Source organism: Winogradskyella sp. HB-48 (genome assembly GCF_049942685.1).
Classification (GTDB): domain Bacteria; phylum Bacteroidota; class Bacteroidia; order Flavobacteriales; family Flavobacteriaceae; genus Winogradskyella.
Genome location: NZ_CP187934.1, coordinates 171,608 through 188,233 on the forward strand (window position 1 = coordinate 171,608; position 16,626 = coordinate 188,233).

Annotated in this window: 15 protein-coding genes; 3 read left to right on the forward strand and 12 right to left on the reverse strand. The window is 34.0% G+C overall.

Going from position 1 to position 16,626, the window contains the following annotated elements; translation table 11 throughout:
* Nucleotides 1–35 precede the first annotated feature (35 nt).
* From ACPX19_RS00830 to ACPX19_RS00865, 8 genes are all read right to left on the reverse strand, one after another.
* Nucleotides 36–188 carry a DUF4295 domain-containing protein gene (locus ACPX19_RS00830; RefSeq protein WP_426430923.1) on the reverse strand — a complete coding sequence of 51 codons (153 nt, stop codon included), beginning with the start codon at nt 186–188 and terminating at the stop codon, nt 36–38.
* 8 nt (nt 189–196) lie between these two features.
* Nucleotides 197–379, reverse strand: a complete 183-nt coding sequence (gene rpmG, locus ACPX19_RS00835; RefSeq protein WP_008271040.1) for a 50S ribosomal protein L33 — start codon at nt 377–379, stop codon at nt 197–199.
* 25 nt (nt 380–404) lie between these two features.
* Nucleotides 405–641, reverse strand: coding sequence for a 50S ribosomal protein L28 (gene rpmB, locus ACPX19_RS00840; RefSeq protein WP_094968822.1), 237 nt, complete (start codon nt 639–641; stop codon nt 405–407).
* 79 nt (nt 642–720) lie between these two features.
* Nucleotides 721–1,968, reverse strand: a complete 1,248-nt coding sequence (locus ACPX19_RS00845; protein WP_426430924.1) for a competence/damage-inducible protein A — start codon at nt 1,966–1,968, stop codon at nt 721–723.
* A complete protein-coding gene (locus ACPX19_RS00850; RefSeq protein ID WP_426430925.1) occupies nt 1,969–2,310 on the reverse strand; it encodes an Hpt domain-containing protein in 342 nt (113 codons plus the stop codon).
* Nucleotides 2,311–2,922 (reverse strand): fumarylacetoacetate hydrolase family protein, encoded by a 612-nt coding sequence (locus ACPX19_RS00855; protein WP_426430926.1) that lies wholly within the window; start codon nt 2,920–2,922, stop codon nt 2,311–2,313. It lies immediately after the preceding gene.
* A 42-nt stretch (nt 2,923–2,964) separates the two neighbouring features.
* Nucleotides 2,965–3,879 carry a carboxypeptidase-like regulatory domain-containing protein gene (locus tag ACPX19_RS00860; RefSeq protein WP_426430927.1) on the reverse strand — a complete coding sequence of 305 codons (915 nt, stop codon included), beginning with the start codon at nt 3,877–3,879 and terminating at the stop codon, nt 2,965–2,967.
* A gap of 36 nt (nt 3,880–3,915) precedes the next feature.
* A complete protein-coding gene (locus ACPX19_RS00865) occupies nt 3,916–4,692 on the reverse strand; it encodes an exonuclease domain-containing protein (RefSeq protein WP_426430928.1) in 777 nt (258 codons plus the stop codon).
* 63 nt (nt 4,693–4,755) lie between these two features.
* On the opposite strand from ACPX19_RS00865, the gene ACPX19_RS00870 reads away from it, so the two are divergent.
* Complete coding sequence (locus ACPX19_RS00870) at nt 4,756–5,898, forward strand: NADH:flavin oxidoreductase (protein ID WP_426430929.1); 1,143 nt, start codon at nt 4,756–4,758, stop codon at nt 5,896–5,898.
* Nucleotides 5,899–5,960: 62 nt separating this feature from the next.
* Here the strand turns inward: ACPX19_RS00870 and ACPX19_RS00875 are convergent, their stop codons facing one another.
* From ACPX19_RS00875 to ACPX19_RS00890, 4 genes are all read right to left on the reverse strand, one after another.
* The gene (locus ACPX19_RS00875; protein ID WP_426430930.1) at nt 5,961–7,310 is read right to left on the reverse strand and encodes a dihydrolipoamide acetyltransferase family protein; all 1,350 of its coding nucleotides are present in this window, start codon (nt 7,308–7,310) and stop codon (nt 5,961–5,963) included.
* A gap of 86 nt (nt 7,311–7,396) precedes the next feature.
* Nucleotides 7,397–8,494 carry a glycosyltransferase family 2 protein gene (locus ACPX19_RS00880; protein ID WP_426430931.1) on the reverse strand — a complete coding sequence of 366 codons (1,098 nt, stop codon included), beginning with the start codon at nt 8,492–8,494 and terminating at the stop codon, nt 7,397–7,399.
* Between the two features lie 7 nt (nt 8,495–8,501).
* Nucleotides 8,502–9,119 (reverse strand): recombination mediator RecR, encoded by a 618-nt coding sequence (gene recR / locus ACPX19_RS00885; protein WP_426430932.1) that lies wholly within the window; start codon nt 9,117–9,119, stop codon nt 8,502–8,504.
* Nucleotides 9,120–9,200: 81 nt separating this feature from the next.
* Nucleotides 9,201–11,738, reverse strand: a complete 2,538-nt coding sequence (locus tag ACPX19_RS00890; protein ID WP_426430933.1) for a T9SS type A sorting domain-containing protein — start codon at nt 11,736–11,738, stop codon at nt 9,201–9,203.
* 75 nt (nt 11,739–11,813) lie between these two features.
* Here ACPX19_RS00890 and ACPX19_RS00895 point away from each other — a divergent pair, with 75 nt between their 5' ends.
* Together ACPX19_RS00895 and ACPX19_RS00900 are read left to right on the forward strand one after the other, a co-directional pair.
* On the forward strand, nt 11,814–13,274 hold the full coding sequence (locus tag ACPX19_RS00895) for a sodium:solute symporter (RefSeq protein ID WP_426430934.1): 1,461 nt from the start codon (nt 11,814–11,816) through the stop codon (nt 13,272–13,274).
* A gap of 90 nt (nt 13,275–13,364) precedes the next feature.
* Nucleotides 13,365–16,625, forward strand: a complete 3,261-nt coding sequence (locus tag ACPX19_RS00900; protein WP_426430935.1) for a VCBS repeat-containing protein — start codon at nt 13,365–13,367, stop codon at nt 16,623–16,625.
* Nucleotide 16,626: the final 1 nt, after the last annotated feature.

The following is a 16,626-nucleotide window of genomic DNA, read 5'->3' on the forward strand; positions in this document are numbered from 1 at the left end:
GAAAGCAGTTTTATATATCTACAGTTATATGCAGTTTATTTTTTATTTAAAAAGTCATCGACAAATTCTGGTGCCATTACTGATTCAACAAAAGTGTATGCCCCAGTTTTTGGTGATTTTACCATTTTTATAGCTTTTGTCAAACGCTTTGATCCTGTCTGTAAAGATGCTACTGATTTCTTTGCCATGATTCCTCTTATTTAATTTCTTTATGAACTGTCATACGCTTAAGGATAGGATTAAATTTCTTAATCTCCATACGATCTGGCGTATTCTTTTTGTTTTTTGTTGTAATATATCTTGAAGTTCCTGGTTGACCAGAAGCTTTGTGCTCAGTGCACTCTAAGATAACTTGTATTCTATTTCCTTTTTTTGCCATTGTAAATTGACTTTAGCGTATGCTTTTATTTGTAAAATCCTTTTGCTCTAGCTTCTTTTAATGCTGCTGAAATACCAATTTTATTGATAGTCTTTAATGCAGATGTAGAAACTTTTAATGTTACCCACTTATCTTCTTCAGGGATGTAAAAACGCTTCTTTATCAAGTTTGCATCAAACTTGCGTTTTGTTTTGTTCATAGCGTGGGAAACGTTGTTTCCGACCATCGCCTTCTTCCCAGTAAGTTCACAAACTCTTGACATTGTATTCTTTCTTTAGGTACGTTATTTTTAAACAGGGTGCAAATTTAGTAAAACTTTATGTTTCAACAAACAATATGATCTACTTTTTCATAATTTCTTTTTGCAACATCTCAAAAGACTTATTTGTTGCCTTCATTATTACCTTATCGCGATGGTTTCCAAAATTATAAACTTCAGCTTTAACACCTTCCTCAGAAGCAATAGCAATCCATACTGTACCAACCTCAGCATCAGAATCTCCTTTTGTAGGACCTGCATTTCCAGTAGTGCTTATTCCATAATCTGAATTAAATAACTTTCGTACATTAGCTGCCATAGTCTCAGCAACTTCTCTACTAACAACCGACTTGTTAGCAATATCTTCCCCAGAAACGTGTAGTATGTTTACCTTAGACTCTGTGGCATAGCTTACAATACTACCTTTAAAATATTTTGAAGCACCTGCATTTGCCGTAATGGCTTTAGCTATTTGTCCACCTGTACAACTCTCGGCAATAGAAATTGTTTTTCCTAAATGTGTTAATTGCTTGCCAATAATAGCCTCCAAGGATAAATCATCTTCGAATCCAACAAATATATCCTCTATTTGAGGCAATAGCAATTGTATTTGCTTTTCTAATTCTGTTTCAACAATTTCCTTATCCATAGCCTTACCAGACAAACGCAAACGTACTTTACCTAAATTGGGCAAATAAGCCAGTTTAATAAAATCTGGTAGATTATCTTCCCAAGTTTCTATTCTGTCAGCAATAGCACTTTCACCCAAACCATATGTGAGTAGAGTCTTATGCTTTATGTATGGAAATTTGAATTTCGAACGTAAAGCCGGAAGCACCTCATTTTTTATTAAAGCCTTCATTTCGTATGGTACACCAGGAAGCGAGACAAAAACTTTTCCGTTTTTTTCCAGCCACATTCCTGGAGCAGTTCCAAATTCATTCTTAAGCACTTTTGCCTTTGATGGCACTAAAGCCTGTTTTCGATTTAAATCTGAAATTGGTGTATTGATGTATTTGGAAAACAAAAACTCTACATGCTTTAATACATCTTTATTTTCAACTAAAGTATCGTTAAAGTATTCGCAAATGGTATGCTTGGTAATATCATCTTTTGTAGGCCCTAAGCCACCAGTAATAATAATAATATCTGCATTTTCTTCAGCTTCTTTTAAAGCCTTTAGTATATGGGCCTTATCGTCTTGAACAGAAGTAATCTGATAAACTGAAATGCCTATCTTATTGAATTCCTTACCTAAAAATGCTGAATTTGTGTCTACAATTTGGCCGATGAGGATTTCATCTCCAATTGTTATAATTTCTGCTTGCATTTATAATCCGAAATCTGCTTTAATTTCGTTAGTTGCATTCTCTACTGCAGTGAGTACTGTTTGTAGCTGAGCGTCAATGTTTTTGTCTACCTGTTCAAATTTTCCCCAATCCTGCACCTCTATTAATTCATCATAAACACCTAAATCGAACAACTCTATCGTTGGTTTCATTTTGTGTGCAGCTTGATAAGTTTCATAAAAATCTTGTTCTGGCACAGCCTTTCTTAAACGCTCAGCATCTTCTGGAACTTCTTCTATAAAAGCTGCTGCCAAAGCCATAACAAAGTCTTCGTCGTTATCAGCCATATCGCGTACGCGATCTAATTTATAATATTCTGCCATTTATTTTATTTTAATTGAAAACAGTTCTTGGTCCTCAATATATCCTTTTAATTCATCGTTTGCAAAAACCTTACCAACACCAGATGGTGTTCCGGTAAAGATAATATCCCCAATTTTTAAAGTAAAATATTTTGATACATATTCTATAAGTTCGTCAATCTTCCAAAGCATCAGTTTTGTGTTACCTAATTGTACCACTTCACCATTTTTATTTAAACTAAAGTTAATATTATCAATATTTTTAAAGTTTGATTTTGGCAGCCACTTCCCTATTACAGCAGCACCATCAAAGGCTTTTGCTTTTTCCCATGGTAAGCCTTTTGCTTTTAATTGGGCTTGAAGATCTCTTGCTGTAAAGTCTATACCAAGTCCTATTTCATCATAATATTTATGAGCAAATTTTTTATCGATGTACTTCCCTACTTTATTAATTTTTACCAAAACTTCAACCTCATGATGGACTTCATCAGAAAAATCTGGAATAAAAAACGGTTGCTTTTTCAATAATATTGATGTGTCAGGCTTTAAAAACACCACAGGATCGGTAGGTTTTTCGTTTTCAAGCTCTTTTATGTGGTCTGTGTAATTACGACCGATGCAGATGAGTTTCATTAAATAGCTGTTAGGTATTAGCTTTTGGTTTATGGCTCAATTTTAGTTTGACAAAGTTAAGGATATTGCAGGAACAAATGTTTCGTCTTTTTTAATTAATGGAATTTTAAAATCATACCATTTGCCATTATCAAACTTAACAACTTTTACCTTATCTTTTTTATCTACTGTCGCCGAAAAAGATGGAGAATATCTAACAACCTCTCTACTAATTTTTTCACCTTCTGTATTGACATAAGTTGATACATCATCAAAAGCATTAAAAGGTATTGCTAGACCTTCAAGAGCAACATAAAGACCATCTGATGGAAAAGTTAAATTATGTTGAGATAAATCAACTATTACTTCCTTTTGATTTTTAAAGGTTTCAGCAATAATTTCATCCATTAATAAATCCTCACCTGGCATTCCATTATTATCAACTTTATAAATTCTGATTCGGAATTTTGACTTATACCTTTTAATCAATCTACCTCTATTTACATAAACTTTTAATTGATTTAAGTATTCGGTTTTAGAATAATTCTTGTCATACGGAAAATACAAAGCAAGTATCCAAGGCTTATTTCCAGGAGCAAAACCACCTCTTAATTTCTTGGTTTTTATCTTATTGATTTCAATGAACTTTTCTTCAAACTTTTCTGAAATCACAACTTCATCAAGCTGTTCAGCTAATGGCTTTAAAAAAATGGTTTTTAAGTTTGTAAATGTTGTCACTGTTAGCGTCGTATCTTTATAACCAAGTGATGATAAATGCACATTCTTATCTACGTCTTCTTCATTAATATTGAGCGAATAGCTTCCATCATCGTCACTAGAGGTACCAATAGTAGACTCTAGAATAGAAATATTGATATAAGGAATTGGCTCGTTAGTTACTTTATCTAAGACCATGCCTTTTGCAACTTGTTGTTGTGAGAATACTAGAAATGGAAATAATAAAAAGAATACTTTCATATGAACTAGGAAAAAGATTACTGCTTTCTCAGGAATTTAGCTCAATTTATTATTAAACTGACGCAACTTAATGGCAGTTAACACTTTTTTAGTATACAATGGAAAATCTGCATTTAACAACCAACCAAAATAACCAGGCTCTTGATCCATAACATCAACAACCCGTTTGCCTTTATGCTTACCAAAAGAGAAACACTCTTCTCCTTCTTTGTTGTAAATTAAAAATCCCGCAAAATCTGCGAACTTTTTTCGCGAGCTGAATTCTGCCAAAAACTTGGTGTCATTCTCTAGTTCTTCATATCTGGCCAATTGGGCCTTTAAGACTTCATATGTTGCTTTGGTATCAGCTTCGGCACTATGGGCATCGTCCAAACTCTTATCGCAATAAAACTTATAGGCAGCGCTCAGCGTACGCTGTTCCATTTTATGAAAAATGGTTTGCACATCAATGGCTAAGCGGTTTTTCATATCAAAATCTACCTCGGCTCGCAATAGTTCTTCTGCCAAAAGCGGAATATCAAATCGGTTAGAATTAAACCCTCCTAAATCCGAATCCTTGATTAAATTATAGACTTCTTTAGAAATTTCCTTAAAAGTTGGAGCATCAGCAACATCAGCATCTGAAATTCCATGAACCTTTGTTACTTCTGGCGGAATAGGAATGGTTGGGTTGACCAACTTGGTATAGGTTTCTTCCTTCCCGTTAGGATGTACTTTTAATATTGAAATTTCAACTATTCTGTCGGTAGAAATGTTAACACCAGTGGTTTCTAAATCGAAAAAACAAATAGGCTTGTTAAGGTTGAGTTGCATGTGCTATAACTTTTGTGCAAAGGTATGGAGTTTTAATAGAATGGCTTTAAAGATTTTGATGATTTGAGAATTAGAATAATTAACCGAAATTCGCATGGCACATTCAACTTAACAAAATTATTGTACATGGTCATACATCCTAATTCCCCAATACTATTTAAAAACGGTTCTAAAATGAAAAACCGATTTATGCTAGCACCTTTGACCAATCAACAAAGTCATGATAATGGCCAATTATCTGATGACGAATTTGAGTGGCTCACCATGCGCGCCAAAGGTGGTTTTGGATTGGTGATGACCTGTGCCTCACATGTACAAGAAGTCGGTAAAGGATTTAAGGGTCAGTTGGGAATATTTTCTGATGATTTAATGCATGGTCACAAAAGGCTTACCACTCAAATTAAAGCTTATGATAGCTTGGCGGTTATTCAGCTGCATCACGCTGGTATGCGTTCTCCAATTGAGGTGATTAAACAAAAAGCGGTATGCCCTTCGAACAGCGAAAAACATAATGCCAGAGCTTTGACCCTAGAGGAAGTTTATAAGCTAAGAGATGATTTTATTTCTGCAGCCGTGAGAGCACAAAAGTGCGGTTATGATGGTGTTGAAGTTCATGGTGCTCACGGTTACATCCTTACCCAGTTCTTAAGTTCCAAAATTAATAAAAGACAAGACAAGTACGGTGGTTCTTTAGAAAACAGGGCTCGTATTATTTTTGAAATATTACATGGAATTAGAGCTAAATGTGGTCCAAGCTTTTTAGTCGGTATCCGACTTTCTCCTGAACGATTTGGAATGAAACTTTCAGAAATTAAAACCATCAGCCAACAATTGATTGACTCAGGTAACATTGACTTCTTAGACTTATCCCTCTGGGATTGTTTTAAAACACCAGAAGAACAACCAAGCAGTGGCTTAAGTCTTTTAGAACACGTTTTGCAACTCAATTTTAAAAACGTAAAACTAACAGTTGCTGGCAATATTAGAACTGGCAATGATGTGCAAACTATACTTAATGCTGGCGTTGACTTTGTAACGATTGGCCGTTCAGGAATTTTACATTACAACTTTCCTGAAAAAGTGATTGCTGATCCCAATTTTGAACCTATTGAAAAGCCTGTTTCTAGAGCTTACCTAAAGTCACAAGGTTTAAGTGAGACTTTCATCGAATATATGACTCGTTGGGAAGGTTTTGTTGAAAAATAAGAAAACAAAAGCACAGTAACTGAACCGTGCTTTTTACTTTAAAATATAGTACTTATAAATGATTATATTTCTCTGTTTGAATCCCAAGCTTCAAGATAGTCCTTAACAGCCTTAACGAACTGACCTCCTAAAGCACCATTAACCACACGATGGTCATATGAGTGGGACATAAACATTTTATAACGGATACCTATAAAGTCACCTTGAGGTGTTTCAATAACTGCTGGCACCTTTCTAATAGCACCTAACGCCAAAATACCTACTTGTGGTTGATTGATAATTGGAGTACCCATAATACTACCAAATGTACCAACATTTGTTACTGTGTAAGTGCCTCCTTGTATATCGTCCGGACTTAGCTTATTATCTCTTGCTCTGTTGGCCAAATCATTAACCTTTTTTGCCATACCCAACAGATTCAATTGATCAGCATCTTTAATAACAGGTACTATTAAGTTACCATCTGGTAAAGCTGCTGCCATACCTAAATTGATATGTTTCTTTTTAATAATGCTATCTCCTTGTACAGAGATATTCATCATAGGATAATCGCGTAAGGCTTTAGCAACTGCCTCCATAAATATTGGAGTAAAAGTCAGGTTTTCTCCTTCACGTTTTTTAAAACTGTCTTTATGCTTGTTTCTCCAGTTCCAAATCTTTGTGACATCGGCTTCAATAAATGATTGTACATGTGCCGAAGTTTGTACAGATTCTACCATATGCTTAGAAATGAGTTTACCCATTCTGGTCATTTCTATAATTTCATCTTCACCAGAAGCAACAACTGGAGCTGAAGCTGGTTTTTCAGAAGATTTAGCCGCCTTTTCTTTTTGCACTTCGACTGCGCTCTGTGTGACATTCTCTTTAGATGCACTTTTAGGAGCTTCAACTGGTGCTGAACTACGTGATTGTAAGTAGGACTTAATATCATTCTTGGTAACTCGACCGTCTTTACCAGTTCCATGTATAGCATCTAGTTCTGACTGCGAAATCCCTTCTTCTTTTGCAATATTTTTAACCAAAGGTGAATAGAAACGATCACCCGAAGAAATTACAGGTTCTGTTGTTGCTTTTGCGGCAACAACGCTTTGCGCTACTTCTGCTACTGCTTTTGGCACTTCTTCTTTAATAGGTTCACTAGCTGGTGCTTTTATTTCAACAGTGCCACCACCTTCAGTCTCTATAATAGCTATTGTTTGACCAACTTGTACCACATCATCAACATCGAACAGTTTTTCTACTAACACACCATCCACTTCACTTGGTACCTCACTATCTACCTTATCTGTTGCTATTTCTAAAACGGCTTCATCGGCTTCAATACTGTCGCCAACATCTTTTAACCAAGAAGTTATTGTTGCTTCTGCAACACTTTCTCCCATTTTAGGTAACTTAAGTTCAAACTTTGCCATATCTATAATTTGAAGGTCTTTATTTTAAAATCGAATGCAAAATTAATAAAAAACAGTCTGCTTTACTGATTTTTATTCAACAAAAATTAGAACCGTACTATTTCCCCTCTACCAGAACTAGTATCGCTTCCAAGCATAAAATTACTATTTTTTACCCACATCCTGTAAGTGTTCTGGTTTGAAGTATTATAAGTTTTTAAAACGTTAATAATGGTCTTATAACTTAAAAATTCCGTGTCGAGAACAATCTCAGTTTGATAAGGTATAGATTTTATATTTGAGGTAAAATCAATAGGCTTTTTTACTTTGTGTATTAATTTTCCATCTGTTGTCTCTGAAATCACCAAGACTTTATTCGTTTTTATCGCTTGAGTATTTTTAATAGGACTTCTCAACGATGCCAAACCCAATATAATTTTCACCAAAATAGAGACTAAAACATTCTTTTTAAAATGCTTTTGATAGAAAACTTCCATGGCACCATAAAAGCGCTTTGCATAAATTTTGTCTTTTAGAGTACTTTCGCCTTTAAAGTGTATAACTGAGGTTTCACCATAATAATAATTGCTGTAGCCTGCCTTTAAGACTTTATAAGAAAGGTCTACATCTTCCCCATACATAAAATAATCTTCATCAAAACCATTTACCTCTTTATAAACGTTACGTTTCATAATCATAAATGCCCCTACTAGGATTTCAGTTTTGCCAACTTGATCAGGAGTTAAATCATTCTGGTAATAATTTTTTGAGTTGCCAATCAATTTTTGGAAAGCTACACTAGGTGTTGGAATATGACGCTTACTTTCGGGTAGGAATACTCCACGACCATCAATGAGCTGGCAACCAATTATCCCCAAATTTGTCTGCAATTCTGCAAAGTTTAAAATTTTTGAAAACGTATCTTCAGCTACAACCGTATCCGGATTTAAAATACACAAATACTCACCTTTTGCCATAGCGACGCCAATATTGTTACCTTTAGAAAAACCGTAGTTTTCCTTATTCTCAATGAGCTTTACCTCAGGAAATAATTCCTTAACCATAATACAACTATCATCAGATGAATTATTATCAACCACAATAATCTCCGCTTCAATAGTTTTTATAGCCTGTTCTACACTTCTTAGGCAGAGCTCTAAAAAGTAGCGCACGTTATAGTTGAGTATGACCACGGAAAGCTTCAAAATGAGACTATGATTTTAAGGAAGCTTCAAACGGAATACGATCTATAATGCTTCTGCCCAAAGTAATTTCATCCGTATATTCCAATTCATTACCAGCAGCCACACCTCTTGCTATAGTAGAAGTTTTGATATTAAAGTCCTGAATTTGTCTGAAAATATAAAAATTGGTTGTATCGCCTTCCATAGTTGGGCTCATTGCAAAAATAAGCTCTTTCACATTACCAGATCTCACCTTTTCAACTAACGAGGTGATGTTTAAATCTTGAGGCCCAATACCATCCATGGGCGATATTTTTCCACCTAAAACATGATATAGCCCTTTGAACGAACTTGTATTTTCGATAGCCATAACATCTCTAATATCTTCGACTACACAGATTAGTTCTTTATTACGATTAGTATTTTCACAAATCTCACAAAGTTCTTTGTCACTGATATTATGACAAGATTTGCAGAAATTGATCTCTGCCCTCACCTTTGAAAGTGCTTCTGCTAATTGAAAGGTTTGATGCTCTGGCTGCCTTAATAAATGTAAAACCAAACGTAATGCAGTGCGTTTACCAATACCTGGTAATTGCGACATTTCATTTACAGCACTTTCTAAAAGTTTAGAAGAAAATTCCATGGGTGCTAAGGTACAGATTTTAGAGCTAAATAAAGCCCAATTGAATGTATAACAATTGGGCAATTATAAGTTATCTAATTGTTAGTTAAGAATCAGTTTTTTAGTAATTTCACCACTACTACTATTCAACTTCACAAAGTAAATTCCACTGTTAAATGAAGACATATCAACTTTAAATCCGTTAAATAAATTTACTTTATTACCATAGAACACAATCTTACCTTGTGTATCGAAAATTCTGATGCTTACGTCTTCAGGTTTATTCCATTTTAAATTCACCTCATTTGTTGCTGGATTTGGATACAATGTCAAACTGTTAAACTCAAAGTCATTTACACTTAGAGATGCATCATAAATATTAGACCTCCAAAGTCCTCTACCATATGTTGCGGCATAGATTTTATTATCAACGGTATTAATCTCTAGTTCATTGATTCTAACGTTTGGCAAACCATTATTAAATGTTATCCATTCTGTTAATGTGTTATCCGTATAGAAAACACCATAATTCATCCCAACATATAAGCCGTCATCACCGTTATCTTGCCAAGCCAAAGCCTGAGCAACAAAACCTGGTAAATTCATTAGCTTTGACGTCCATGTTAAACCACCATTTGAGCTTACATATACTTTCTGGTTATCTGTAGTTGCAATAGCCACTTTATTAGGATCTGATGGATGCACTGCTATTTCATTAATAATGGCTGAACCACCTAAACTTAAAGGCGAAATTGTCCAATTAACTCCACCATTTGTGGTATACCTTAAAACACCATTAATTGCACAGTACATTACTTGATTATTACTTGGTGCTATCTTAAAATGATCTATATCTGCGACAAAATTAGGGGAAATTGAAACCCAATTTGCACCACTATCATCCGACTTATATATTTCATCAAAAGCTACGTAGATTGTATTTTGAACTATTGGGTCTTGCTCGAAAGGCACAACCCAATTCCAATTACTTTGACCACCTTTGCCATCTGGTTGTGTAAGACCAGATAGGTTGCTACCAAAAAAATTATATTGTGTTCTGTACAGTAACCCGAACTGAGTTGTTCCATACATTATAGATGCGTCATTTTTATCAACAAACCCTTCCATTCCATCAGCTCCTAGCCAATCAGTCCAAAGACCATCTTCTCTTAAGGTCGAAGTACCATTATCTTGCGAACCACCAGTAACAATAACTGGATCGGTTTGACTTATACCAATCTTATAGAATTGTCTTATACCCAAACCAGGAGTTAAATCGGTATAATAGCTAGCACTAACATTTGTTGGATTGTCAGCTCTAAATATACCTCCATCAGTACCTACGTATAATTTTGTATCTGTTCCTGTGCCAGCAAAATGCATAATGTCTACATCTGCGTGACAATAACCAATCCCAGAACCATTAGCAACACTAGGCACCCATTGCGATGTAATATTAAAACTAACACCACCGTCTGTAGAGCGCCATGTATTTATACCAGCTATATGGACATCATTAGCATTATTTGGATTCACTGTAATATCCATGTCTCTTGGTGCTTGTCCTAAAGCATCACTCCCATTAGAGTCATATCCAAAAAAGTTCTGAGTATGTGTAAGCTTTGTAAAACTACTGCCGCTATTATTGGAAGTATATAAAGCTCCAAATAACCCTCCACTGGCTTCTAAAACATAAACAACATCAGGATTATTGGCAGAAACTCCAATCATTTTTGGGCCATTGAAAAATTGATCAGCACCAGAACCTGATACCTGAGAAAAGCTTGCACCTCCATTAGTAGAAACATAAAAGGCATTTCCTGAAGCATAAACTACACTAGGATCATTTGGTTTAAACTCAAAATCATAACCAGTACCTGTTGCAACAAAATAAATAGAGTTCCACGTAACTCCTCCATCTGTTGACTTATACAATCCATTACCTTGAACACTAGCATATAACTTCAGGGAATTTGTTGGATCTACTAGTATTTTATTTACTATTCCAGAGGATAAACTAGTGACTGGAGACCAAGTTAAACCACCATCTGTGGACTTGAAAATCGTTCCGCCAGTTGAACCCCAATAATAAGTATCGCTATCAGTAGGGTCTATAGCCAGAGCATATACATCAATGTTCGAGAGGTTATCTGAAAGCACTGTCCAAGTTAATCCACCATCTGTACTTTTCCATACTCCACCTGTTTCGCTACCAGCAATTATATGGTCTAAATTTGTATCATCAATAGCTAAAGAAGTGATTCTACCTACACCTGGATTCCATCCAGAAGTAGCATCCCAATAGGTCGGACCCATTTCTTCCCAAGTACCTACTGTTGTTCTAGCAGCAACACCTTCACTATTAAAACTTGCGTTGTAGTTTTCTAATTCTTGGTAATAGAATTCAGGCGATTTTAACATACCTATTTCATCCATGGCTCGCTCAGCAAAGTACTGCCACCTCTTAAAAATTTTAAAACCAGTTCCTCTTCCCCTTCCAACAGAATCAAAATGCTGATCTGCAACTTCAGAAATGTATTGTACAGTATGGTTTCCATCTTCAATAAGCTTACGGTAGTCTTGACCAGAAACGTCAAAAACAAATAGTCCTAACGCAACTAGTAAAAGTATCTTTTTCATAAAAATTAGAATTTAAATAGCTATTTTTTTCAAATGTACTATTTTTCATAAATTTTTCAGCAAAGAACCTCTTTTATGAGCCCAACTTCGATTTTAATTTTAATAGCCAGTTATTTTGCAATTTTGGTTTTGATTTCATACTTCACCGGAAAAGAAGATTCTAATGCTGCATTTTTTAAAGCTAATAAATCTGCCCCTTGGTATCTTGTGGCTTTTGGAATGATTGGCGCCTCTCTATCTGGTGTTACTTTTATCTCAGTTCCTGGTGCTGTGGAGACAAATCAATTTGGATATCTTCAAGTCGTTTTTGGTTATTTTTTTGGGTATTTGATCATTGCTTATGTTTTACTCCCCTTATATTATAAGTTGAATTTAACCTCTATCTACACCTATTTAAGTGATCGTTTTGGAAAGACGAGTTACAAAACAGGCTCTGTTGCCTTTCTTATTTCTAGAACTGTTGGTGCTGCATTTAGGCTGTTTTTAGTAGCAAAAGTCCTTCAACTTTTAGTTTTTGAGCTTTTCGATATTCCATTTCCTATTACTGTAATTTTCACTATTGGCTTAATCTGGCTCTATACATTTAGAGGGGGTATTAAAACCATAATTTTTACTGATACTTTGCAGACTTTATTTATGCTAATTTCTGTGGTTGTGGCTATAGTGTTTTTGGCTTCCGCTTTAGATTTAAATAGTATTAGAGAACTTGTTGATTACACTAAAGAAAGTAATCTAAGTAAGGTTTTCTTTTTTGATAATAGTAATAACCCTCAATATTTTTGGAAGAGCTTTTTGTCAGGTATATTCATTACTATTACAATGACCGGTTTAGACCAAGATATGATGCAAAAAAATCTAACTTGTAAAAGCTTGAAAGACGCCCAAAAGAATATGATCTCTTTTAGTGTGGTACTCATATTTGTAAACATATTATTTCTCGTTCTTGGATTGATGCTTACAGATTATGCCGCTCAAAACGGGATTACCGCAACAAAAGACGATTTATTCCCAACTATTGCCATGCTACCAGAAATAGGTGTTATTACTTCTGCTTTCTTTTTACTAGGTTTAATTGCAGCGGCATATTCTAGTGCTGACTCTGCATTAACATCTTTAACTACGTCTTTTTGTTTTGATATTTTAGATATTGAAAATAAACCCGAAGCATCAAAAAAGGGAATACGCAAAAGAACTCACATAGGTTTTAGTATAGTATTGGTAATTGTGATCATCCTTTTCGATTTAATTTTTAAAGATATATCTGTTATTTGGAAACTTTTTAAAGCTGCTGGTTATACTTATGGACCTCTTTTAGGACTCTTTGCTTTTGGGCTCTTTACCAAGTATCAAATAATAGACAAATTTGTTTGGATAGTTGCTATTGTAGCCCCGGTACTTTCTTACTTTTTAAACTTATATTCTAAAGAACTTTTTAATGGTTTTGAAATCGGTTTTGAGATTTTAATCATTAATGGACTTTTAATGTTCTTAGGATTGTTATTTCTTAAAACAAAAAAACCAACCTTAACACATTGATGCCTAAACTTATTTACTCAAAGCTAATCGATTGTTAATTATTTGTTAAATAATTCCTATTTTTGTTAAGTTGACTAACCATCTGCTTAAATGAAAAATATTTACACTGCTATTTTAGCTTTGTTATTAATTTATGCATGTAATGATAACAAAGAAAAGAATAATAACTCCAATGACAATTCTTACCTTTTCTCAAAATTACCTTCTGATGAGACAGGTATAGATTTTGTTAATCTAGTGAGTGAAGATTCTCAGCACAATATAATAAGCTATATTTATTATTACAATGGTGCTGGTATCGCTACAGGAGATATTAATAATGATGGCCTACCCGACCTATTTTTTGTAGCTAATACTGGTAAAAACAAACTCTACCTGAATAAAGGAAACCTTAAGTTTGAAGATATATCAGGAAAAGCCAATATTGAAGGCAAAGCCAGTTGGCAGACTGGTGTGTCAATGGTAGATATTAATAATGATGGTTATCTAGACATCTATGTATGCGCCGTCTCAGAATTATTAGATTTTGAAGGACATAACGAACTTTATATAAATAATGGAAATGGCACATTTACTGAGAAATCTAAAGAATTTGGCTTAGACTTTAAGGGCTACTCTACACAAGCCTATTTCTTCGATTATGATAAAGATGATGATCTCGATCTATACCTTGTCAATCATGCAGTACACACCGCACTTTCTCACGGAAGAGCTGATATGAGAAATAAAAGAGAGCCTCTTGTTGGGGATATTCTTTTCAGAAATGATAATGGAAAATTCATTGACGTTAGTGAAAAAGCTAATATTTATGGTGGTCAAAATGGTTATGGACTAAGTGCATCAATTGCAGACTTTGATAATGATGGTTGGGATGATATTTATGTATGTAATGACTTTCACGAAGACGACTATTATTATATAAATAACCAAAATGGAACATTTACAGAACAGTTAGGAAATTCTTTTACCACAATAAGTCGTTTTTCAATGGGAAGTGATGCTGCCGATATAAATGGCGATGGTTTTCAAGACATCATAACTTTAGACATGTTACCTTTTGATGAAAACACAATAAAGGAAACTGAAGGTGATGATTCAATGTTTAATCTACAAACACGTCTTAATAAATTAGGTTACAAGGACCAGTACTCTCGAAACATGCTTCAGATAAATCACTCAGGTAGTTATTTCACAGAAACAGCATTTATGAATAATGTTGCTGACACAGATTGGAGCTGGTCACCTTTATTTGCAGACTATGACAACGATGGTCATCAAGATTTATTTATTTCTAATGGAATTTTAAGACGCCCTAACGGATTAGATTTTAAAAAATATATATCAAGTGCTTTTAAAGGTCGATCTGAAGCTGAAGGGCAAGCTTGGCTGTATAATTCTATTAATGAAATGGGAGATGGTAAAGTTTCTAATCAAATTTTTAAAGGAAATTCTAAAACTTTTGAAAATAAAACAGGTAGTTGGATTGAGGATCAACCCAACTTATCCAACGGCTCTATTTATGTGGACCTAGATCTGGATGGAGATTTAGATCTCGTAACAAATAATTTTGGAGATAATGCTACAGTCTATGAAAATACGACCAACAATTCAAAAAATTATATCGGTTTTGATTTTGAGTATAAAGGTTCTAATAAAGAAGGTATAGGCACTAAAGTTTTTGTATATACTGATGATAAACTTCAATTAAAACAACTTTTTAAATCTAGAGGATTTTTATCATCATTAGATAATAAATTGCATTTTGGTTTAGGTGATGCTAATGCAGTAGACTCTATTAAGATTATTTGGCCAAACAATGAGTTTCAAACCCTCAAAAATTCTGACATTAACAAAGTCCTAAAAATTGTTTACTCACCCACCAACCAGTTTTATAATTATCAAAAAGACGTATCAAAATCTAAATACTTTAAAGAAGAACCAATTTTAGAATTTACACATCAAGAAGATCGATACAATGATTTTGCCGAGGAAAAACTAATTCCTTATAAAATCTCCATACAAGGACCAGCTATTGCCAAAGGTGATGTTGATGGTAATGGTTATGATGATATTTTTATTGGTAATGCCTCAGGTAAACCAGCAATATTGTATCTAAATAATGGAATTGGTTTTAGAAAATCAAAACAAACCGCTTTTGAAGAAGATTCAATTTTTGAGGATAATGATGCCACCTTTCTTGATGCGGATAATGATGGTGATTTAGACCTATATGTAGCATCTGGTGTTAATGAATATAGAAACCCACAATATCAAAATGATAGACTTTATATAAATACTAATGGTGTTTTTATAAAATCAGAAAACAGTATTCCTGAAAATACTTTGACAACCTCTACTGTATCTGCTTATGATTATGACAAAGATGGAGATATTGATTTATTTGTTGGCAATTTAGCTGATGTACAAGATTTTGGCAAAACTATTGAATCTTATATTCTTATTAATGATGGCAAAGGTAAATTTACTAAAGACAAAAATTTTAAACTAAGCTCAAAGATCAATAAGAGTATATGGCAAGATATCAACAACGACAATGTAAAAGACTTACTTATAGCTACAGATTGGAACCAACCCTTAATTTATATAAACGACGGTAATGGCAATCTTAAACTAATAGATCTTCCTGAAAACATTAATGGTCTATGGCAGACAATTACAACTTACGACATTGATAGTGATGGCGATGATGATATATTGTTAGGCAATTGGGGAACTAATACTAAATTAAGCCTTAACTTTGATGGCCCATTAATGATGTATCATAATGATTTTGATAAAAACAGAATCTATGAAACGCTTTTATCATACAATCAAAGTGGAAAGTATTATCCCCTCAACTCTAAGGATGAACTCGCTTCACAAATGAATGTTGTAAATAAGGTATATACTAACCATAAAAGTTTTGCAGGCACAACTATTAACGAAATGGTAGGTGATGCATTTTTAGAAAATTCAACACAGTACAAGGCTGACATTCTAGCTTCTGGATACCTAAGAAATGACAATGGCAATTTTAATGAGTTTGTTGCTTTCCCCGATGATTTTCAACTAGCACCAATTAATACATTTTCAAAGATTGAAATTGATGGCAGTACACAACTATTAATTGGCGGAAACTCATATAAAGTTAATACTTATCATGGCTCTTACACTTCTTTAAAAGGCCTTTTGGTTAAAGATAAAATTAATTATAATAGTGTTTCAGAATATGGCATGACGCCTTTTAATGGTCAAATTAAACAAATAGAAACAGTAGAAATGAAAGATAAAAATCTAGTCTTAATAGTTTCTAATAATGATGATTTAAAAGTATATTCATATCAGAAATAAA

Coding starts and splice junctions, on each gene's coding strand:
- ACPX19_RS00830 (WP_426430923.1), bottom strand. CDS start 188: ATGGCAAAGAAATCAGTAGCATCTTTACAGACAGGATCAAAGCGTTTG.
- rpmG (WP_008271040.1), bottom strand. CDS start 379: ATGGCAAAAAAAGGAAATAGAATACAAGTTATCTTAGAGTGCACTGAG.
- rpmB (WP_094968822.1), bottom strand. CDS start 641: ATGTCAAGAGTTTGTGAACTTACTGGGAAGAAGGCGATGGTCGGAAAC.
- ACPX19_RS00845 (WP_426430924.1), bottom strand. CDS start 1,968: ATGCAAGCAGAAATTATAACAATTGGAGATGAAATCCTCATCGGCCAA.
- ACPX19_RS00850 (WP_426430925.1), bottom strand. CDS start 2,310: ATGGCAGAATATTATAAATTAGATCGCGTACGCGATATGGCTGATAAC.
- ACPX19_RS00855 (WP_426430926.1), bottom strand. CDS start 2,922: ATGAAACTCATCTGCATCGGTCGTAATTACACAGACCACATAAAAGAG.
- ACPX19_RS00860 (WP_426430927.1), bottom strand. CDS start 3,879: ATGAAAGTATTCTTTTTATTATTTCCATTTCTAGTATTCTCACAACAA.
- ACPX19_RS00865 (WP_426430928.1), bottom strand. CDS start 4,692: ATGCAACTCAACCTTAACAAGCCTATTTGTTTTTTCGATTTAGAAACC.
- ACPX19_RS00875 (WP_426430930.1), bottom strand. CDS start 7,310: ATGGCAAAGTTTGAACTTAAGTTACCTAAAATGGGAGAAAGTGTTGCA.
- recR (WP_426430932.1), bottom strand. CDS start 9,119: ATGGAATTTTCTTCTAAACTTTTAGAAAGTGCTGTAAATGAAATGTCG.
- ACPX19_RS00890 (WP_426430933.1), bottom strand. CDS start 11,738: ATGAAAAAGATACTTTTACTAGTTGCGTTAGGACTATTTGTTTTTGAC.
- ACPX19_RS00895 (WP_426430934.1), top strand. CDS start 11,814: ATGAGCCCAACTTCGATTTTAATTTTAATAGCCAGTTATTTTGCAATT.
- ACPX19_RS00900 (WP_426430935.1), top strand. CDS start 13,365: ATGAAAAATATTTACACTGCTATTTTAGCTTTGTTATTAATTTATGCA.